Origin of the sequence: Methylobacterium sp. J-078, from assembly GCF_022829285.1 — a bacterium.
GTDB lineage: Bacteria > Pseudomonadota > Alphaproteobacteria > Rhizobiales > Beijerinckiaceae > Methylobacterium.
On sequence record NZ_JAKSYI010000060.1, the window covers coordinates 1 to 19,783 of the forward strand.

18 protein-coding genes, 1 tRNA gene and 3 pseudogenes are annotated in these 19,783 nt (G+C 66.8%); 11 read left to right on the forward strand and 11 right to left on the reverse strand.

Going from position 1 to position 19,783, the window contains the following annotated elements:
- Together MKK58_RS08065 and MKK58_RS08070 are read right to left on the reverse strand one after the other, a co-directional pair.
- Positions 1-398, reverse strand: a pseudogene (locus MKK58_RS08065) (transposase); the annotation flags it as partial.
- A 254-nt stretch (positions 399-652) separates the two neighbouring features.
- A complete protein-coding gene (locus tag MKK58_RS08070; protein ID WP_243911583.1) occupies positions 653-1,489 on the reverse strand; it encodes a glycosyltransferase in 837 nt (278 codons plus the stop codon).
- Positions 1,490-1,930: 441 nt separating this feature from the next.
- On the opposite strand from MKK58_RS08070, the pseudogene MKK58_RS08075 reads away from it, so the two are divergent.
- The 3 genes and pseudogenes from MKK58_RS08075 to MKK58_RS08085 form a co-directional block, all read left to right on the forward strand.
- A pseudogene (locus tag MKK58_RS08075) lies at positions 1,931-2,415 on the forward strand (transposase); the annotation flags it as partial.
- A 96-nt stretch (positions 2,416-2,511) separates the two neighbouring features.
- Positions 2,512-3,522 carry an IS110 family transposase gene (locus MKK58_RS08080; protein WP_279578286.1) on the forward strand — a complete coding sequence of 337 codons (1,011 nt, stop codon included), beginning with the start codon at positions 2,512-2,514 and terminating at the stop codon, positions 3,520-3,522.
- A 205-nt stretch (positions 3,523-3,727) separates the two neighbouring features.
- Positions 3,728-4,342: pseudogene (locus MKK58_RS08085) on the forward strand (IS3 family transposase); the annotation flags it as partial.
- 766 nt (positions 4,343-5,108) lie between these two features.
- Here MKK58_RS08085 and MKK58_RS08090 read toward each other — a convergent pair.
- Both MKK58_RS08090 and MKK58_RS08095 read right to left on the reverse strand, forming a co-directional pair.
- Positions 5,109-5,184, reverse strand: a tRNA-Lys gene (locus MKK58_RS08090).
- Between the two features lie 102 nt (positions 5,185-5,286).
- The gene (locus tag MKK58_RS08095; protein WP_243911585.1) at positions 5,287-6,861 is read right to left on the reverse strand and encodes a 2-isopropylmalate synthase; all 1,575 of its coding nucleotides are present in this window, start codon (positions 6,859-6,861) and stop codon (positions 5,287-5,289) included.
- Positions 6,862-7,490: 629 nt separating this feature from the next.
- Here MKK58_RS08095 and MKK58_RS08100 point away from each other — a divergent pair.
- The 5 genes from MKK58_RS08100 (at position 7,491) to MKK58_RS08120 (ending at position 10,798) form a co-directional block, all read left to right on the forward strand.
- Positions 7,491-8,579 carry a TadE/TadG family type IV pilus assembly protein gene (locus MKK58_RS08100; protein WP_243911586.1) on the forward strand — a complete coding sequence of 363 codons (1,089 nt, stop codon included), beginning with the start codon at positions 7,491-7,493 and terminating at the stop codon, positions 8,577-8,579.
- A complete protein-coding gene (locus MKK58_RS08105; RefSeq protein ID WP_243911587.1) occupies positions 8,576-9,061 on the forward strand; it encodes a TadE/TadG family type IV pilus assembly protein in 486 nt (161 codons plus the stop codon). The genes MKK58_RS08100 and MKK58_RS08105 overlap by 4 nt, the downstream gene beginning before the upstream one ends.
- A gap of 11 nt (positions 9,062-9,072) precedes the next feature.
- On the forward strand, positions 9,073-9,663 hold the full coding sequence (locus MKK58_RS08110) for a TadE/TadG family type IV pilus assembly protein (protein WP_243911588.1): 591 nt from the start codon (positions 9,073-9,075) through the stop codon (positions 9,661-9,663).
- A 161-nt stretch (positions 9,664-9,824) separates the two neighbouring features.
- Positions 9,825-10,310 carry an SRPBCC family protein gene (locus MKK58_RS08115; protein WP_409565218.1) on the forward strand — a complete coding sequence of 162 codons (486 nt, stop codon included), beginning with the start codon at positions 9,825-9,827 and terminating at the stop codon, positions 10,308-10,310.
- Between the two features lie 164 nt (positions 10,311-10,474).
- Positions 10,475-10,798 carry a hypothetical protein gene (locus MKK58_RS08120; RefSeq protein ID WP_243911589.1) on the forward strand — a complete coding sequence of 108 codons (324 nt, stop codon included), beginning with the start codon at positions 10,475-10,477 and terminating at the stop codon, positions 10,796-10,798.
- Here the strand turns inward: MKK58_RS08120 and MKK58_RS08125 are convergent.
- From MKK58_RS08125 to pdxY, 3 genes are read right to left on the reverse strand one after another with little or no spacing between them, the layout of a single operon-like run.
- Complete coding sequence (locus MKK58_RS08125) at positions 10,789-11,505, reverse strand: NUDIX hydrolase (RefSeq protein WP_243911590.1); 717 nt, start codon at positions 11,503-11,505, stop codon at positions 10,789-10,791. The two genes, MKK58_RS08120 and MKK58_RS08125, sit on opposite strands and share 10 nt — an antisense overlap.
- The gene (locus tag MKK58_RS08130; RefSeq protein ID WP_243911591.1) at positions 11,498-12,394 is read right to left on the reverse strand and encodes a PhzF family phenazine biosynthesis protein; all 897 of its coding nucleotides are present in this window, start codon (positions 12,392-12,394) and stop codon (positions 11,498-11,500) included. The genes MKK58_RS08125 and MKK58_RS08130 overlap by 8 nt, the downstream gene beginning before the upstream one ends.
- A gap of 33 nt (positions 12,395-12,427) precedes the next feature.
- Positions 12,428-13,276 (reverse strand): pyridoxal kinase PdxY, encoded by an 849-nt coding sequence (gene pdxY / locus MKK58_RS08135; RefSeq protein ID WP_243911592.1) that lies wholly within the window; start codon positions 13,274-13,276, stop codon positions 12,428-12,430.
- 202 nt (positions 13,277-13,478) lie between these two features.
- Between pdxY and MKK58_RS08140 the strand changes: the two genes are divergently transcribed.
- Positions 13,479-14,000, forward strand: a complete 522-nt coding sequence (locus tag MKK58_RS08140; protein ID WP_243911593.1) for a DedA family protein — start codon at positions 13,479-13,481, stop codon at positions 13,998-14,000.
- Here the strand turns inward: MKK58_RS08140 and MKK58_RS08145 are convergent.
- Positions 13,985-14,500 carry a hypothetical protein gene (locus MKK58_RS08145; RefSeq protein ID WP_243911594.1) on the reverse strand — a complete coding sequence of 172 codons (516 nt, stop codon included), beginning with the start codon at positions 14,498-14,500 and terminating at the stop codon, positions 13,985-13,987. The two genes, MKK58_RS08140 and MKK58_RS08145, sit on opposite strands and share 16 nt — an antisense overlap.
- 106 nt (positions 14,501-14,606) lie before the next feature.
- On the opposite strand from MKK58_RS08145, the gene MKK58_RS08150 reads away from it, so the two are divergent.
- The gene (locus MKK58_RS08150) at positions 14,607-15,092 is read left to right on the forward strand and encodes an MmcB family DNA repair protein (protein ID WP_243911595.1); all 486 of its coding nucleotides are present in this window, start codon (positions 14,607-14,609) and stop codon (positions 15,090-15,092) included.
- A 77-nt stretch (positions 15,093-15,169) separates the two neighbouring features.
- The gene (locus tag MKK58_RS08155) at positions 15,170-16,507 is read left to right on the forward strand and encodes an adenylate/guanylate cyclase domain-containing protein (RefSeq protein WP_243911596.1); all 1,338 of its coding nucleotides are present in this window, start codon (positions 15,170-15,172) and stop codon (positions 16,505-16,507) included.
- Positions 16,508-16,596: 89 nt separating this feature from the next.
- Here the strand turns inward: MKK58_RS08155 and MKK58_RS08160 are convergent, their stop codons facing one another.
- The 3 genes from MKK58_RS08160 to MKK58_RS08170 form a co-directional block, all read right to left on the reverse strand.
- Complete coding sequence (locus MKK58_RS08160; RefSeq protein ID WP_243911597.1) at positions 16,597-16,809, reverse strand: hypothetical protein; 213 nt, start codon at positions 16,807-16,809, stop codon at positions 16,597-16,599.
- 224 nt (positions 16,810-17,033) lie between these two features.
- Positions 17,034-18,512, reverse strand: a complete 1,479-nt coding sequence (locus tag MKK58_RS08165; protein WP_243911598.1) for a protein adenylyltransferase SelO — start codon at positions 18,510-18,512, stop codon at positions 17,034-17,036.
- A 105-nt stretch (positions 18,513-18,617) separates the two neighbouring features.
- Positions 18,618-19,694: a phosphatase PAP2 family protein gene (locus MKK58_RS08170; protein WP_243911599.1), complete on the reverse strand. Its 1,077-nt coding sequence runs from the start codon at positions 19,692-19,694 to the stop codon at positions 18,618-18,620.
- Positions 19,695-19,783: the final 89 nt, after the last annotated feature.

A 19,783-nucleotide genomic window follows, 5' to 3' on the forward strand; every position in this document is an offset into this window, starting at 1 on the left:
GCGGCCCCGCGGTACCTTGCGCTGTGTCGAGCGATGCTGTCCGAGCGCCCGACAGGCGCGGCGTTCGGAGACGGTCATCGTCCGCATGATGTGCTCGACACAGGCACGTCGGCGCGCGGGGCTCAGAAGTTTCCCCGGGACGCCTCCTGCAAGATCAGCTTGTCGAGGGTAAGATCCGCAATTGCCTTTCGGAGCCGAGCGTTCTCGGTCTCCAGATCCTTCATCCGTCGAACCTGATCCGACTTCAGGCCGCCAAACTCACGCCGCCACTGGTAGTATGTCACTGAACTCACGCCGAGCGCGCGGATTGTATCGGCCACGCTCTGGCCCTGGGAGATCAGCACATCCGCCTGCCGTAGCTTGGCGACGATCTCCTCGGGCTTCGGGTGCTTTGCCATCTCGTCCGTCCTCCAGGCTCAAAAGCCATACCAAAGGGCGGACCACTTCAACGGGGGCGGATCAAGTTCCATCGGACTGCGCCGATGGGCCCATGGATGCTAAGCGATGAGGGTTAGTATGACTTGTATTGCATAAACCTAGGCATTATATTCTATTTTTATGAGTTTATTACGCTCTAATTAGGTCATATTTTTTATTACATACATACGATGCACTGATGTTATTTTTTGTCATATGAGGCGATAATTACAATTTACGCCAACCCGTTCCGCCCGTTATGTGAAAAATCCATCCATGCGCGTCGTGCGGCAGTCGAGATATAATCTTCTACTTGAGATTTGAGCGCAGTGTATGTTTTTATTTGCGTGCGAGCTAGGTTTGCAGCTGGGCTGTCTAGACCGATGAGCTTTCCATCATGTGTAACATTGTGCGGCTTGACGAACTGAAAGTGAGTAATGATCGGATCGCCTGCGCTTCCAAAAAAGGGCCGACAGTTATACTCTTGAGGCAGGGTAGACCAAGCCCCTTTACACACAGAATTTAAAATCCCTTGATCATACCACGAATTTACATAGCGACCTTGTGCGAGTTCTACACATTTAATACGGAATGTGGGGAGTAGCGACTTCATAAATTGTACATTCATTATCATCACTCCCGCGTTAAACGCACGGCGAGTTTCAAAAGCAGTGTTCTTTTCAATAATGATTTCGTTTACCGCGGACAATGGCGGGTGAGGCGCATTTAAAAGAAGATCCTTGTGAAATAATACGTCAGTATCTGTGTATAAAATATGACTGTCGCTTGTTTCACAGCATGCTATGTCAAATTTTAGTGCATTCGCTAAAAGCCAGTTATAATCAATGCGCGCTTTTCCTCTCTCATTTTCAATGCTTTTCTTGAAGCTGAGCTCTTGGTATAATACTTTCACCCCTTGTTGTTTAAAATGCTCCGTCAAAGAATTAGGGCGACCATCAAAGAGAAGATGGGGAATAAGATTTGTTTTTGCGCGACAGGAAGCGAGCGCTGCAATGAGGCAATCACCGCCATTTATCAGGCCAACCTCATTGCAGCAGGTATACCACTTCATTCGTCTAACCAACCGATGATTAAGGCCCTGATACGTATCTCATGTATGCGGTGCGATGTCATGTTAAACGCCCTGGGTTTCTTGTAAGCGCTAACTCCCCCTAGATGGAGGCCGTCCCGAAGTTAAGCCGACTTTTTTCTCGATAGGTCCATGAACGGTCTTCGCGGATGGTGTTGAAGCACTTGGCCCAGCACGACTTTTGATACTATGCGACCCGCTCGATTGTCGCCAAAATCGGCTGGTCGGGCGAGACGTCGCTGCACCTAGTACGCTAAGCCGAGTGGAAGCTCGGCCAATGCGCGGGCTAAATGTATGGACCCGGGATGAGGTGTGATGGGTCGATCCGCTAGCGCTCGGGCTCTCTGACTCTGACCCAGCAAACTGGTCCGCGCTGAGCGCAAGTTTTTCGGGCATCCTGAACCCTGAAGGAGGGTGGATGCCATGCCTCGCAAACGCTTCACGAACGAACAGATCGCCTTTGCCCTGTGGCAGGCGGAGAACGGCGCGACGGTGGACGAGGTCTGCCGGAAGATGGGTGTATCCGAGCCGACGTTTTACCGTTGGAAGAAGCAGTTCGTCGGCATGGGCGTGCCGGAGATCCGACGGCTAAAGCAGCTGGAGGACGAGAACGGCAAGCTCAAGCGGTTAGTCGCAGACCTGACGCTGGACCGCTCGATGCTGCAGGATGTGCTCAAGGATCAGTGGTGAGGCCCGCCGTTCGCCGTGAGGTCGCCGGTCACCTGCAGGTGGCTTACGACATCAGCGAGCGTCGGGCCTGTCTGGCCACCGGCTTCGGCCGTTCGTCCCAGCGCTATAGGAAGCGCTCGGACCCGCAGGTCGCGCTGCGGATGCGGTTGAAGGAGCTGGCCGCCGCACGGGTCCGTTACGGCTATCGAGGGCTGCACATCTTGCTGCGACGGGAGGGCTGAGAGGTGAACCACATGGCGTAATTGAGGGCGTGGCTCTCGGGGTAGCCTGTCGTCCCCTGAAGAGGAGGACACAAGATAACCTCCTACGTTGGACTGGACGTCTCGATGAAGGAGACCGCGATCTGCGTCGTCGACGAAGCGGGCGAGCGTGTGTGGGCTGGAACGTCGCGGACCGATCCCGAGGTTATCGCGACCGTTTTAAAGCGTAGAGCACCCGGCGCCGTGAAGGTCGGGATCGAGACAGGGCCCCTCACGGTTTGGCTTTGGCATGCCCTCAACGAGCGGGGGCTGCCAATCGTCTGCCTTCATGCGAGGCATGCGGCTGCAGCTCTCAAGTTGCAGATGAACAAGACGGATCGGAACGACCCGTTAGGTCTTGCACGCCTGGTTCGCTCGGGATGGTATCGACCGGTAGCTGTGCGGTCGATTGAGACCCATCGATTGCGTGCCCTCCTGATCACCCGCGACCAGCTGGTCGGCATGCGGACGGCGCTCATCAACAAAATCCGCGGGTTGGCAAAGACCTTCGGGATCCTAGTTGGGCCGGGCAAAGGCGGGACTTTCGCTAGGCAGGTTCGAGCCCAGCTGCCCGACGATCCGATCCTAAGCTCACTCTTCGAGACACTCCTGACCATTCTGGGCACGATCCAGGAACGCAGTCACGGCATCGCAAAGCAGCTTGCGCGTATTGGACGTCAGAACAAAATCTGCCGGCTCCTGATGACGACGCCAGGCGTGGGTCCCATCACTGCGATCAGCTTCGTCACGACGATCGAGGATCCTCATCGCTTTCGACGTTCGCAGGATGTAGGCGCCTACCTCGGGCTGACGCCACGCCGATATCAGTCGGGCGATGTCGACATCAACGGCCGGATCTCGAAGTGCGGAGACCGCCTAACGCGCAAGCTCCTGTTCGAGGCCGCCAACGCGATGCTGTCGCGCATCTCCATGCCGCTCGCCCTAAAGGAGTGGGGAGCAGCGATCGGCCGGAGGTCTGACTTCTGGAAGGCACGCGTCGCATTGACGCGCAAGCTGTCCGTCATCCTCCATCGCATGTGGATCGATGAGCGTCCCTTCGAGCCGAAGGTGATCGCCATGGCCTGATATCGCTTCGCTTCCAAAGCTGCCGCCCCGCCAGGGTGCGACCACGGCCATCTCGAGGTACGCTTCGTGACCATCCGGAACACGAGAACCACATTGAGAGGCCGGTGATCTGGCGCCATGTTGAGGGGGCACGCGGTGCCGACCTCGAAGACGACAACGATGCGCAAGGCAGATCGAACACAAGCACCCTGGTACAAGGCTTGATCAATTAGACGACAAGCGCACCTACCGGATCTACCGAGACGAGGGGCTATCGATCCGGTCAAAGCTGCCTAAGCGCAAGCGGGCTTGGCGGTATCGTCAGGGTAGGCCAGGGATCGGTGGGCCCAACGAGGTCTGGGCGATGGACTTCGTCTCCGACCGCATCTTCGACGGACGCCCATTCCGGATCTTGACCATCGTCGATTGCCACACGCGAGAGGCGCTCTCACTGACACCGAGAGCCAACTTCCGCGCCTACCAAGTGACCGAGGCGCTCGACGCCTTGGTCAAGCTGAGGGGACGGCCCAAGAGCTTGCGGGTCGACAATGGGCTGGAGTTCGCCGGTCGCATGCTCGACCAGTGGGCCTACCTGAACGGGGTCGAGATCGACTTCTCACGACCGGGCAAGCCCACCGACAACGCCTACGTCGAGTCGTTCAACGGACGCTTAAGAGCGGAATGCCTGAACGCTTCGTGGTTCCTGTCTCTGGCTGATGCCCGCGACCGCATCGAGGAATGGAGGTGCCGCGACAACGACGATCGCCCCCACACGGCCCTGGGCGGCTTGACGCCCCGAGCCTTCGCCAACCAAGCTGTCACAGCCCGAGAACTTGCATAGGCCGTGGACCACAAACGGGGTCAACTCCAGACCGACGATGTACTAACTTCGAACTTGGACCACCGGATAGGGGCAGGCTAGCTATTCGGGGACGCGCATCGGACTGCCGCCATCCACGCTCAGTATAAAATTCTTCAACTTTCCCATTCGCGAAAGACCGAACGAAGGCTAAAGCCTGCAGCAACCAAGACTTACGGGCTCCATTCACCCAATTAGGAACACGAGGTCCCGCGGAACCCCTAAATCGAGTTCGCCGAGAGACTTAAAACCGTCAATCTGCAGCCGCCGGAGCTTCAAGTCACATTCTCGTTTTGGGCTCGAGTATGCATCTGATTATCAGCTCGCTGGTTCGGAAGAAATGAGATACTGACTTGACATGACACCTCGACACCAGAATGGCATACTGGCGTACAGCCAACGGATCCATCGTACCGAAGAAACAGGTCTGTGTGTGATGTTGAATTTAAGTTTATCCTGGTAGTTGGGCGCGCCAGCTCAATGGATCGCTCCTTTCAGCTTCTCCCCTTAGAGGAAAAATTCAGACGCATATCAACGTACGCAACTTGGTTTGACCCAAGCCACAGCGCCTTTCCAAGCGATCGGCCGCAGCTAATTGTCAAATTCATAAGTGGCTGAAGGATGAGCCAAACGAATTGGCAAGCAGAACGCAGGTCGAGGGACAGAGCCAATCGATTTATCTGCAGCCCAGATGCAGCCCACCATTCTCAGGTCTGGGCTGTAAAATCACCTAAGTGATTGAGATGTTTGGTGGGTGCACAAGGGTTCGAACCTTGGACCCGCTGATTAAGAGTCAGCTGCTCTACCAACTGAGCTATGCACCCATCGCCTTGCGGCGATCGCTGCGGCCACCAAGTCCGCTGCGACGAGGGGGCTGATAGCAAACGCCCCGGGGGGTGTCCACCCCCGGGGCTTCATTTTCTCGGCTAAACCGGGGCCGGGCTCTGGGCGTGCAGGCGCACGGCCCAGGCCTCGAGCTTGTTGAGGGCCGAGAGGTAGGCGCGGGCCGAGGCGACGAGGGTGTCGGGATCAGCGCCGCGGGCGGTGACGCTGCGCTCGCCGCTCTTCAGGCGCACCGAGACCTCCGCCTGGGCGTCCGTGCCCTCGGTGACCGCGTGGACCTGGTAGAGTTCGAGGTCGGCCTCATGCGGCACCAGGGCCTGGATCGCATTGAACACCGCGTCCACCGGGCCGTTGCCGTCAGCCTCCTCGGTGATGATCCGGCCCGCGATGTCGAGCTTCAGCGTCGCCCGCTGCGGGCCGCGGGTACCCGCGATCACCGACAGGGAGACGAGGCGGATGCGGTCATGCGCCGTGGCGAGGTTCTCGTCGACCAGCGCCTCGATGTCCTCGTCGTAGACGTGCTTCTTGCGGTCGGCGAGCGCCTTGAAGCGCTCGAACACGTCCTGCAGCTGGTTGTCGCTCAACACCAGGCCGAGCTCGTCCAGCTTCGAACGGAAGGCGGCCCGGCCCGAATGCTTACCCATGACGAGGGAGGTCTTGGCGACGCCGACCGAGGCCGGGGTCATGATCTCGTAGGTCTCGGTGTGCTTGAGCATGCCGTCTTGGTGGATGCCGCTCTCGTGCGCGAAGGCGTTCCGGCCGACGATGGCCTTGTTGTACTGCACGGGGAAGTTCGTGGCGTGGCTCACGAGCTTCGAGGCGCGGGTGAGCATCGTGGTCTCGATGCCGGTCTCGTAGGGCATCACGTCACCGCGGGTGCGAATCGCCATGACGATCTCCTCCAGGGCGGCGTTGCCGGCGCGCTCGCCGATGCCGTTGATGGTGCACTCGACCTGGCGCGCGCCGCCCTCGACCCCCGCCAGCGAGTTGGCGATGGCGAGCCCCAGATCGTCGTGGCAATGCACCGAGAAGATCGCCTTTTCGGCGTTCGGCACCCGGTTCCGCACGTCCTGGAACATCCGGCGGTACTCATCGGGCGTGGCATAGCCCACGGTGTCGGGCAGGTTGATGGTGGTGGCGCCCGAGCGGATCGCCGCCTCGACGCAGCGGCAGAGGTAGTCGATCGGCGTGCGGGTCGCGTCCATGGCCGACCATTCCACGTCCTCGACGAGGTCGCGGGCCTGGGCCACGGTCTTCAGGATGATCTCCACCACTTCGTCCTCGGATTTCCGCATCTGGTGCGCGAGGTGGATCGGCGAGGTCGACACGAAGGTGTGGATGCGGCCGCGCTTGGCTCCACGCACGGCCTCGCCGGCCCGGGCGATGTCGGCGGGAATCGCGCGGGCGAGGCCCGCGATGGTGGCGCGCTTGGCCCGGCGGGCGATCTCCGAGACCGCTTCGAAATCACCGTGCGAGGCGATCGGGAAGCCCGCCTCGATGATGTCGACGCCCATCGTGTCGAGGAGTTCGGCGACGGCGAGCTTCTCGTCTAGGTTCATGGTGGCGCCGGGGCACTGCTCGCCGTCGCGCAGGGTGGTGTCGAAGATGAGGACGCGGTCCTTGCTCGCGGTCGAGAAGCCGGTCGGGGATACGGTCATGGTCGGGTGTCCTGTCGCGGCGCGCTCCGGATGCGGACGCGGCGCCCTGGAAATCGATCGATGGAATCCTGGCGGCGGACGGCCGACCCGCGGCCTCGCCGATGCGCTCCCCTGAGAGCCCAGGCGCACGCGCCCGGACGGCCCTCAGGGGCGGATAAGGAGCAGCAGAGCGGCAAGAGACGCGCGCGACCGGGCGGCCGCGCGGGCGGCGTCGGTCGTGTTGCGCATGGAGCCGGCGATGGCCAAGGCTCGTCTCTCCCGAGGGGCAACGGCGCGTCGATGCGGCGCGGCCGTCTACGAAGGCGGCTGTCGTAGACCCTGGGCACCGGCTTGACAAGCTTTCGCGAAGCCCGCGAGCGAGCGAGGCTCCTGTCAGGGTGCGGATCCCGTCCAGGCGCGTCAGCGACGCTTCGACGAGACGCCCGCGCACCTTGCTCGGACGCCTTCACGGCCCGACAAGACCTTCGGGTTCCGAGCATCGGGCGGCCGAAGGCGATACTTGGGAAAGAAGATGCGCGGGAAAGAAGATGAACAGTCGCAGATCCGCGAGTGTGTTTTGACAGAGTCTTAGCGTTTTTCCGTGAGTCTGCGCCTCGACGCTTTCACGGAGGCGGCGCGGACCCGCGACGATGTTCAGAAACAACCAATCCGGCTCGATCGCCACCATCTTCGCGATTGCCCTGCCCGTCCTTCTCACGGCCGTGAGCGGAGCGATCGAGATGACGCGGGCGACTGCCTACAAGCAGCGCTTGGCCAGCGCCACGGAACTCGCCTGTAATCAGGCGGCCGTCTATGTCAGGACCCAGCGCAAAACAGACCTGACTAAGGACTACACGGGCGACGTCGCCAGGGTCATTGCCGCGAACCTGCGCGAAAAAGGCATCACCAACGCGACCTCCCAGCCACCGACCCTGTCCCTGACCAACGTGCGCGTGGAGAATTCCGGCACGTTCAACTCCATCCTGAGCACGTTCCTGCCCCGGTCGACGATCAGCTTCAACGTCGTGCAGGATTGCTCCCTGATTCCGATCGCGAACGGAACGGGCACGGAGGAATCGAAGCTGCTGTTCTCCGAGTCGTTCGAGGTCAACCACAGCGTCCAGCCGAATTCCTGGGATGTCCTGAAGAACTGGAACGGCTGGACCACGACGAATGCCGGCGTGGAGATCAACGGCCAGCGAGCCCTGGCCGGCAACACGATGAAGAACGGCGACTTCTTCGCCGAGCTCGACAGCGACTGCGGCACCTGGGTCAACAGCGGCGTCCGCAATTGCCAATCCAACTCCGCGATGACGCGGACGGTGGACCTCAATGCCGGCGTCAACGAGATCCGGTACTGGTACGTGGCCCGGCAGGGTTACATCAACGTACAAGGTTACGGTACGCAGCCGATCTGCTCGGACCTGACCAAGGCGAAAGGCTCGGCCCGGGACGACTTCGCCGATCGCGCCACCAGGGAATCGACGGTCCGGCAAGCAGTGGCCGACGGACAAACGTTCCGGATCGAGGTCTATGTTGATGGCGCGTCAGACACGCTCTTCACGTCGTCCAACCTCGTCGATGCCTGCATCTGGGCCAACCCGTGGATCGAGCGGAAGATCAGCTTCACGGTCCTACGCAAAGGCAGCTACCGCATTAGCTGGCGGGCGGGCGGCAGGCAGGACACCTACGGCGGGCTGATCGACTACCTCCGGATCTGCGAGGGCACATGCCCGTGAGACGCGAACGCGGAGCCGCTGGTCGGGCAGGCGAGGGCCTGATCCGGCGCTTCGGCGCCGCGTCCGGCGGGGCGACGGCGGTCGAGTTCAGCCTGCTCTGCCTGCCGTTCTTCTTGATCGTGCTCGCAATCCTGCAATACTTCTGCTTCCACATCATGCGCGGTACGCTCAGCGACGCACTCTACCAGTCCGCAGCCAATCCGGAGACTGTGCTGCTGCTCGGCCAGAAGGACGCCTACAAGACCATTGTCTGCAACAAGACGGCTTTCGTCGATACCTGCCTCAGCACGATCAAACTGGAAATGCAGCCGCTCTCCAATGTCGCCACGAGTGCGACGGCCATAACGGGAACCACCTTCGATCCCGGCTCGACGAACGACGTTCTGGTGCTGCGCGGCTCATCCAACGTCATCAACTTCCTCCCGATGTTCCCAACGCTGACCGTGAAGGCATCGGTCTTGTTCCGGCGCCCCACCCTATGAGCACGGTCTTGATGAGCAAGGTCTTGCCCCCCCGAAGCGTCCGCACAGCGCTCGCGTTCCGGTCGGCGCGCGAGGGCGCCGTTGCGGTGGAATTTGCCCTGATCAGCACGGTCCTGCTGGCGCTGTTCGCCGTCGTGCTCGATTTCAGCATCATGTTCTACGCCAAGCGGGACGCCGAGCGCGCCTCGACCCTGCTGGCACATGCGCTGACATCCTGCCCCGCCAACACGACGACCAACACACTGCTCGCCTGGCGCGGCACCGATTGCGTCACCGCGACCATGAACCTGCTCAAGGACCGGATACCGAACGTGCTGGTGAACTTTCCCGACGTCACGTTCGGGATGGCCTCGATCCAGCGGGTCGGAGACGTGATCCGCATGTGCCCGGGCAACATGACCTATCTGGAAAGCGACATGCAGACTTCGGCCCTGGCCGTGCTCAAGGACAAGGATGCTGGCGCGCTCGCCTACCTGACGATCACCTACAAGCCGTTCCTTCCCAAACTCATCGCACAGTATCTGATAGGTTCGAGCACGACGTTCCGGGAATACACGGTGGATGTGCGGGGCAACGGCGACGCCTATGCCTGCGCGACCTGAGGCGTCCGGCCCGCAGGCCCTGCGGCACCATCCGGTCGCATCGACCGGCGCGGCGCATTGCCGTCGGGCGATCGCCGCCTAACTTGGGCGGAGGACCTTGCACGGTCCGACGGCGAAATCAGTCCGTCCACCCAAGAAAAAATCTGGAAGGAACACCCATCATGTCGCGGATGCTGTCGCGCACCCTCGCGCTGCCTACCCTTGCCCTGCTTGCCGGAACGGCGCCGGTGCTTGCCCTCGATGCCGCCAAGACCATCGACGTCGCCGCGCCCCCCGCCAAGGTCTGGGCGACGATCGGCGATTTCTGCGGCATCGGCCAGTGGCACCCGGCGATCGAGAAGTGCGTCCTGTCCCAGGACGGCGGTAAGACCCTGCGGACGCTGAGCCTCAAGGGCGGCGGCACCATCGTCGAGTCCCAGACCAAGCGCGACGACAAGGCCATGAGCTACACCTACGCCATCGTCTCCGGCCCGCTGCCGGTGAGCGACTACAGTTCCACCCTCTCGGTGGTGCCGAAGGGTTCGGGCTCGACCGTGAATTGGACCGGCAGCTTCAAGGCCAAGGGCGCCCCGGACGCGGTCGCGGTCGACGCCATCTCGGGCATCTACGATTCGGGCCTCAAGGCGATCGCCGACAAGGCGAAGTAAGGCGCGCCAGCGCTGCATGGCCGCCGGAGGGCTTCCCGTAGCCCTCCGGCGGCGCGCACAGACGACGGGCGAAGCCGCGATTGACCCGCATTGCGGCGCGGCGCAGAAACAGCGCGGATCAAGCTGTGCCGTATGCACAGCGCCCCGTGCCGTCAGGAGTCGCCGTGTCCCGCGCCAGCCTCGCCGCCGCCCTTCTCGCCGCTGCCCTGCTCGGCGCCTGCACGCCGAAGGCCTCGGCCCCGCCCGCCGCCGTCGCGGCGGCACCCGTGGTCGTCGCCCCCCTGCCCCAGGGCAGCGGCTGCGGCCCGGCCATCGCCCGGACGCAGGCCGTGGTGGACAGCGACGTCGCCACGGGCAACCTGAACGCGCCGGTGGGGGAGCGCTTCAGCGCCGACCTGCGCAATGCCGCGAGCGTCTGCCAGGGCGGACGCGAGCGCGAGGCCCTCGGCCTCCTCGCCGCCGCCAAGGCCCGCTACGGCTACCCGTAGGCGGCCGCGAAGGCGTCGGCGAGGTAGGCTCGCACGAAGCCGGGCATCCGGGCGCCATCGATGTCGTCCGGCCCCCGGGTCGCCAGAAATCCGGCGAGTTCCGGCACCGCTTCCGCGCGGCGATGCGCCTCCATGCGGGCGAGGAGGGCCTGTGCGTCGTCGGGAAAGCGCACCGGGCGCAGGAAGGCGCGCTGGCTCCGCCCGGCGAGCAGCACCCATGCCTCGGGGGCGTCGGCAGCCAGGCCGATACCGGTCTCCTCCAGGAATTCCCGGGCCGCGCTGCCGGCGAGGTCCACGCGCCCGCCCGGCCGGATGTCCTGCCGGTCCGGCGTCCCGCAGGGGAAGTAGGCCTGTCCGGCATTCGCGGTGTGACCGCCCATGATGCCGAGAAGCGCGGCGCCGTCCGAGGTCCAGGGCACCACCGCCGCGAACGCGTTGAAGACGGTCGGGTCCGGCGAGCCGGCATCCCGGAAGGCGATGAAGCGCGAGAAGCGGGTCTCGAACAGGTCGATCCGGCAGACATCCCCCTCGATCCGGCAGGCGCAGGCGAGGAGGACGCACCCGTCGAACATCTTTGGCGCCGCCGCGCGCCGCCGGTCCCAATGCGTCGCGATGGCGGCGGCGTTGGCCTTCGCCCAGGTCCAGTCGTGGGTCACCAGCCGGGCGTCGAGGTGGCGGATCGGCGTCAGCGTGAAGCCGTCAGACAAGCAGGCTGCCCTCGCTCACCAGGACGGCGGCGCCGCTGATCTCCACCGAGCGCAGGGCGCCCGCGCCGATGCAGACCTGCACCCCGATGATGCTCGGGCGGCCCATGGCGACGCCCTGGCGCAGGACGATGTCGTGTTCGCCGTCGCCGAGGGGCTCGAACTGCATCATCACCCCGGAGAAGGCCGCCGCCGCCGAGCCGGTCGCCGGGTCCTCGGCGACGCCGAGATGCGGCGCGAACATCCGGGCCTGGTAGTGCTGCCCCGACCCGTCCGGATCGGGGGTATAGCAGTAGAGCGCCGCCGGTTCGCCGAGGTCGTCGAGGGCGGACGGGACCACGCGGGCCCGGTCGAGGACCTCGCGGCTCGCCAGCGGCACGAACAGGAAGCTCGGACCCGCGCGGTGGCGGCTCGGGGCGTGGCGGCGAAAGCCGATCTCGGCCGCCTCCAGGCCGAGGGCGGCGGCGATCGCCTCCGGCTCCGGGCCCGGCCCGAGGAATTCCGGCAGGACCGGCATCTTGAAGCGCCCGGTGCCGCGTCCCTCACCGGGCTCGACCACGCAGGCGAGGGTGCCGAGCGCGGTCTCCAGGCCGAAGGCCAGGGCGTCCGTGAGGCCCGCCCGCCGGTCGCGGAGCGCCAGGAGCACGGCGGTGCCGAGGGTGGGATGCCCTGCGAAGGGGAGTTCGGCGGCGGGCGTGAAGATCCGCAGCCGCGCCCGGTGACGCTCCGCCTCGGGGGGCAGTACGAACACCGTCTCGGAGAGGTTGAACTCGGCGGCCAGCGCCTGCATCGCGCCCGTGTCGAGTCCCTCGGCGTCCAGCACCACGGCGAGGGGATTGCCGGTGAGCGCGGTGTCGGTGAACACGTCGAGGGTCACGAAGCGGCGCGGCATGGGCGGTGTCTCCAGGCTGACGAGGCCCGGACCTTAGACCGTCTCCACGGGGAACGTCTCGCTCGGCGCGACGAACTCGTCCTGGGCCGCCACCGTGAGGATCTCGCGCGATCCCGCCTCCAGCGTACGCCGCAGCAGGCCGTAGACCGAGGCGCCGGCCATGCCGAGCGCCAGGGCGGCCGAGCCGGTACGGGCGTAATGCACGAGGAAGAGCGCCGCGATGGCGTCCCCGGCGCCGTTCACGTCGAGGTGCAGGCGCGGCGTGCGCAGGCGCCAGAACGCACCGCCCTCCCCGGCCATGAGGTCGATGGCGTCGGCGGGCGTGTCGTCGGTGATCAGGGAGGTGACGAGGACGACGCGGGGGCCGAGCGCCTGCACCGAGGCCACAGCCCGCTTGGTCTCCGCCAGGGTGCCGGTGGGCAGGCCCGAGAGCCAGTTCAGCTCGAACTGGTTCGGCGTGACGATGTCGGCGGCCGGCACGGCCTGCGCGCGCAGGAATTCGGGAATCCCGGGTCGCACGTAGAAGCCCCGGCCCACATCGCCCATCACCGGATCGCAGGCATAGAGCGCCTTCGGGTTGAGGGCCCGTACGGAGGCCACCGCCGCCACGATGGCGGTGCCGATATCGGCCGAGCCCATGTAGCCCGACAGCACCCCGTCGCAGGTGCCGAGCACGCCGCGCTCCGCGATGCCCGCGACGAGTTCCTCGATGGCCGGCCCGTCGAAGACCCGCCCGCGCCAGGCGCCGTAGCCGGTGTGGTTGGAGAACTGCACCGTGTGAATCGCCCAGACCTCGACGCCCAGGCGCTGCATCGGGAACACCGCCGAGGTGTTGCCGACATGGCCGAAGGCGACGTGCGACTGGATCGAGAGGATGTTCAAGCCGGGTCTCCGGTGGCGATGGGCGATCGGGTCCAGGGCTTAACCCAGTTTTGCCCGCCGTCGCACCCCGTCCTCGCGCGCGGCCGGGCGCTCGGCCCCGCCGGTGGCGACCATTCGGGCCCGCCGGTTGCGAACGTCCTGCTCTTGCCCCGGGGCGCGGCCTCGGCCACAGCGTGGCAGCCCGAGCCGACAAGCGAGCCCCATGGATTTCGAAGCCCTCCGCGCCAGCACCCTCGCCTTCGTGGAGGCGCACCAGGGCTGGACACCGCTCATCGTGGGCGTGCTCGCCTTCTGCGAATCGCTGGCCTTCCTGTCGCTGCTGGTGCCCGCGACCGTGCTGCTTCTCGGCATCGGCGCGCTGATGGGGGCGATCGGCATTCCGTTCTGGCCCGTGATGCTCGCAGGCGCCCTGGGCGCGGCGCTCGGCGATTGGGCCTCCTACGAGTTCGGGCACCACTACAAGGAGGGCGCCAAGCAGATGTGGCCGATGCGGCGCTACCCCGCCATCTTCGCCCGCGCGGAGGAATTCTGCCGCAAATGGGGGGCTGGCGGGATCGTGATCGGCCGCTTCATCGGGCCCGCCCGGGCCGTGGTGCCGCTGATCGCCGGTATCTTCGGAGTCAAGCGCCTGCCCTTCCAGATCGCCAACGTGACGTCGGCGCTCGCCTGGTCCTTCCTCATGCTGGCGCCGGGCGCCGGCATCCTGAGCTACTTCAAGGGCTGAGCCGCGGCCGTTCGCCGGCCCGGGGCGGGGCCGACAGGCTCGGCGAGCCAGTCCCGGCGCCGGGCGATCAGCTGCCGGAGGCGCTCGGCGCGGGCCTCCCGCCGGTCGCATCCGCAATCGCAATCCCCGTCCGGGCACGCGACGGAGCCCTCCCCGAACAGGCTCAGGATCGACAGCACGAGCCCCGCGAGAAAGATGACCGCGAGGACGACGAAGGGCCAGGCGAGCCCGAGCCCCACCAGCGCCGCGAGCCCGAGCTTCACCGCGAGCGAGCCCGCGACCTTCAGCTTGATCAGGGCCGCCAGCGTCGCACCCGCGCCGAGACCGCCGCGCAGGGTCCGCAGGAGCCGCACCCGCAGGCGCCGGCGCGCGACCAGGGCTTCCAGGCGGCGCAGATCGCGGGTGACACGGCCGATCTCGGTGGCGCGGTTGCCGCCCCGCGCCTCGGCTCGCTCCTCCAGCAGGGCTCCCTCCTTCCGGGTCCGAAGCGATCGGAGCATGCGGGCGGCGCACGCGCAACGGGGTCGCAGGTGACAAGGCGGGCGCCGGCTGGTTTGCTGGGCGCGATCCCGATTCGGAACAGATCGCACGACCGACCGGAGCCGTATGTCAGCAGCCCTCGCGAACGTCATCCTCCCGCCCGACCGGCGCCAATCGGCCACCGCGCTCCAGGTCCAGCGCGGCGTCCGGCGGCTCTTCGCCGAACTCGGTCACGTCACCATCCCGGAATTTTCCCTGGCCAACGGCCGGCGTGCCGACGTCATCGCCCTGTGCCCGGCCGGTCGCCTCACCATCGTGGAGATCAAGTCGAGCGTGGCGGATTTTCGGGCCGACCGGAAATGGCCGGATTACCGGGATTACTGCGACCGCTTCTACTTCGCGATCCCCGAGACGCTCTCCACCACCCTGACCCCGGACGAGGCCGGCCTGATCGTCGCCGACGCCTTCGGGGCCGCGATCCTGCGCGACCCCGCCGATCACCCCTTGAGCGGCCCCCGCCGCAAGGCCGTGACCCTGCGCTTCGCCCACAGCGCCGCGCGCCTGCTGCACGCGCTGGCCGACCCCGGCGCCATCCGCGAGGGCGCGCTTTGAAACGTGTGCCCGGAAGCATGTGCCCGGCCGGCGCGGCGTGCTAAGGCGCCGCCCCACCCTGATCGATCGCCCCCGTCATGCGTATCCCTTCCCGCCGCCGTCCGAACGCGGGTGATTCCACGGTCCTGAATCGCCTTCAGCTCGCGTCGGGGCGCCGCTCCCTCGTCCTGCACCTCGTCATCGTTCTGGTGCTGCTGGCCACCGCCCAGGGCTACGACGGCTCGAACCACTCCATCCACCACTGGGTCGGGCTCGGGGTCTACGCCGTGGTGTCCCTGGGGCTCGCCCTCGCCGATTGGCGCGCCGCCCATCGGGACGGGCGCACGGAACGCACGAATGCGTGGCTGACCTGGAGCGCGACCCTGCTGAATGCCGGCGTGGCCCTGTTCCTCGTCGTCGAGCACATCCTGGTCGGCGCGGTGGAGACGGAGGAGACCGCGACGGCGGTGAGCCGGCTGCCGGCCTTTCTCCTGCTGCTGCAGACGGGTCTCAGCATGCGGGTCTGGCACACGGTCGTGTTCTCGGGGCTCGTGAGCCTTGCCTGGGGCGGCACCATCCTGCTGGCGTTCCTGGAGCCCGACCACGCGCTCCTCGGCCCCTACGTCACCCTCGAGGAGGAGGTGACCGGCCTCCTGACCTTCGCGGCCGCGAGCCTCGTGGTCATCGACGGGGTCCGGCGCCTGCGGTCGGCGGTGAGCACGGCCCTGCGCATGGAGCGGGAGCGCGCCAGCCTCGCCCGCTTCGTGCCCAGCCGGGTGGCGGGCGAGTTGGCGGAGACCGGCGGCGGCCTCGGCGGGGTCCAGTCCCGCCACGCCTGCCTGTTCGGCCTGGACCTGAGGGGGTTCTCGGCCTTCTCGCGGGAGCATTCGCAGGAGGAGGTGGTGCGGGCGCTGCTCGACGTGCGGGCCCTGACCCACGTGGCGGTGACGGAGCACGGGGGCATCGTCGACAAGTACGTGGGCGACGGCATCCTGGCCCAGTTCATCGTCGGGCGGCCGCAGGCCCAGGCCGAAGCGGCCCTGACCTGCACCCGGACCATCGCGACGCGTCTCGAGCGGCTCAACGCCGAGCGCCGCGGCGAGGGCCGGCCGCTCCTGCGCATCACCATGGCGCTCCATGCGGGCGAGGTGCTGGTCGGCGTCTTCGACGACGGCCACCGGGCCGAGTTCACGGTGCTGGGGACGGCGATGAACCGCCTCGCCCGGATCGAGGCCCGGGCGAAGGCGGCGAACCTGACGCTCGCGGGGTCGTGCGATCTCGTCCGGCTGCTCAGCCCGGCCGTCCGCGCGCGCCTACACCTCGCCGACATGCCCCCCTCGGACTGCGCGGACACGCGCGACATGCAGCTCTTCGCGGTCTCGTGGCGCGAGGGCGCCGAGGCAACGCAGGATGAGGCCGTGACGCCCGCGGCCTGAGCTCGGGGTCCTTCGCCGCGACCGCGATGTCCGGGGCGGTGCAGGGTTCGCAGACTTCACCGCGCCGGATGCGACCCGATGGGAAGCGTTCATCCCGAGAAGGAGCCGAACCCCTCGAAGGCACTGAGACCGGCCTTGGCGTCGCTTTCGGCCAGCAGAGCGTCGTGCAGGGCGGCGTCACGATCCTTCGATTCGGCCGGCGCTACCCGAGGCTCGGTATGGGGTGCCTGCGGCTGGGGTGGAACGGTCGTCTCGGGTACGGGCGGCCAGATCGGGCGATCCGGCTTCACGATCTGGCTCATCGGGGCACCTGTCCGCTTGGGCTAACGCATCCATGGAATACGGTATACCAAAGCGTTTGCAAGCCGCACCTGTGAGTTAGGCGGGCACTGTCGATCGCAGGCACGGCCGGCTCGGCCCTCTCGGTGCCCGGTCGCTCCAGCGGTTCGGCCGGGTCCTCCCCGATCCTGCCCGTCACGGTATCGCGTGTCCCCCTCGCCAGGCCGCCCGCGCCGGTTCTATGCCGTCAGGTGCCGCAGAACGTCTGCAGCACCCGCTCGTGCGGCTGGGGCGGCTCGGCATAGGCCGCGAAGGCGGGCTGGTCGTCGTAAGGTCGGGCCAGAACCGTCACGAGTTCGTGGAAGGGCGCGAAGTCGTCGCGGGCGATCGCCGCCTGGATCACCGCTTCGACCCGGTGGTTGCGCGGGATGAAGGCCGGGTTGACCCCGTCCATCGCCGCCCGGCGCGCGGCCGGGTCCAGCGGCTCGGCGGCGAGCCGCGCCCGCCAGCGGGTCGCCCAGGCGTCGTACAGGCCCGGGTCGGCGAAAAGCGCGCGCACGGCCGCGTCGCCTTCCGGACCGAGGGCGGCCTGCCCGAGCCGCCGGAAGGTCAGGGTGAAATCGGCGCCCCCGGCCTGCATCGCCTCCAGCAGGGCGCGGCCGAGGTCGCCGTCCGCGTCCCGCTCCGTCGTGAGGCCGAGCTTGGCACGTAGGCCGCCGTAATAGGCCGCCTCGAACCGGGGGCCGAAGGCGGCGAGGCAATCCTGCGCCACGGCGATGCCCGCCTCGGCCTCGTGTGCCAGCAGGGGCAGGAGCGCCTCGGCGAACCGGGTCAGGTTCCAGTGCAGGATGCCCGGCTGGTTGCCGTAGGCGTAGCGGCCGTACTCGTCGATGGCGCTGAACACGGCGGAGGGCTCGTAGGCGTCGAGGAAGGCGCAGGGCCCGAAATCGATGGTCTCGCCGGAGACCGCGCAATTGTCGGTGTTCATCACCCCGTGGATGAAGCCCACGAGGAGCCAGCGCGCGACGAGGTCGGCCTGCCGCTCCACCACCCGGGTCAGCAAGGCGGCGTAGGGGTTCGGGGCCTCCGCCAGATCCGGGTCGTGCCGGCCGATGACGTGGTCGGCCAGCGCCCGGACGCCGTCCACGTCGCCCCGCATGGCGAAGTACTGGAAGGTGCCGACGCGGATATGGCTGGTGGCGACCCGGGTCAGGACCCCGCCGGGCAGAACCGTCTCGCGCATCACCGAATCCCCCGTGAGCACCGCCGCCAGGGCGCGGGTGCTGGGGATGCCGAGCGCCGTCATGGCCTCGCTGACGATGTATTCGCGCAGGACCGGCCCGAGGGCGGCGCGACCGTCGCCCCGCCGGGAGAACGGCGTCGGGCCCGAACCTTTCAGCTGGATATCGCGGCGCAGACCGTCGCGGCCGACGACCTCGCCGAGGAGGATCGCCCGGCCGTCGCCGAGTTGGGGCACGCGGTTGCCGAACTGGTGGCCCGCATAGGCCATCGCCAGGGGCTCGGCGCCCTCCGGCACCCGGTTGCCCGCCAGCACGGCGACGCCCTCGGGGCTCTCGAGCCAGGCGGCGTCGATCCCGAGTTCCGCGGCGAGGTCCCGGTTGACCCGGATCAGGCGCGGCGCCGCCACGGGCGTGGGATCGACCGACGCGAAGAAGTGCTCCGGCAGGCGGGCATAGGTGTTGGCGAAGGGGATGGCGGCTGTCATCGAGGGCTTGGGTCCCGTATGCGGCGCGGCGGGCGGCTCTGACCACGAGGTGGGGTACCGCGCAGCCGAACGCAAATCATGCCGGCTCTCGTGGCAACGGCGGCCTCAGCGCTCGGCGTGCCAGCCGCTCCTCCCGGATAACGCGACCCGCGCGAGGTCGGTTCGGGCGCGGCGCCCCCGCAGGATCGCACGCCCGCCGATGACCGTGACCGAGAGCACGAAGCCGGCGAGCAGGTCGGGCAGGTAGTGCCCGCCGGCCCCCAGGGTCGCCACGATGACGACGGCGTTGAGGGCGATCGCCAGGGGGCCGAGGATCGGGATCGGTGCCAGCGCCCAGGCGGTCAGCACCGCGAGGCAGACATGGAACGACGGGAACGTGACGAGGCCGCGGATGTCCTCCAGGGCCAGGACGCGCAGGGTGCCGGCGCGCAGGTGCTCCAGGGCGTCGAGGTGCCAGAGGGCGCCCAGGGTCTCGATCGAGCCGTCCGGCACGGTGGCGAGGCCATAATGCACGAAGGGCCCGGCCGCCGGCACCAGGGCGGCGACCAGCACGACCGCGAGGAGGAGCACCGCGAACATCCGCACATAGGCCCAGAGCCGGCCGACCCGAAGGGTCGCGCTGAGCGCGATCACCGTGAGGCCGACCTGCGGGCCGCTGGTGTGGTAGGCGAGGGCCAGCCACCAGGCGAGGCGCGGATGCGCCTGGAGGACCGCGCGGTAGCCCGGCCAGTCGAAGCCCAGCGCAGCCTCGGCCCGCGCCAGCCGCGCATCGGCCAGCGGCAAGGCCCAGGTGGCGGTCAGATAGTGCAGCACCGCGAGCGGCACGGTCACGGCGACGAGCGCGGCGCTCGCCAGCGCCATCGCCCGCAGCTTCGGCTCGGACAGGACGGGGCCGAACAGGGTGGCGAGGGCGAGGAGCGCCGCCACCAGCGCCGCCGCCACGCTGAAGCCGAACGGCGCCAGGGCGATCCCGGCGCGGCGCAGCCACACCGCGTCGAGGACGGCCACCGCCAGGGCAAGGCCCCAGAGCGCCGGATGCGGCGCGGCCAGGGCTGCCGAGATCCGGCCGATATGGGCGACGGGTCTTGCGGGGGGGAAGCGCGTGAGCGGGATGGGGGCGGAATCGGCGAGCCAGCGGCGCGTCCCGCGCACGGGCATCGAGATCGGTGTTGCGTCGCTCACCCGGGGTCCTTCGCGGTTCGTCGAAGCCGGAACTCGGCTTTGCGCGGGTTTGTTGCCCGGCATCGCTTCTTTTCCCATCCCGAGCCGGT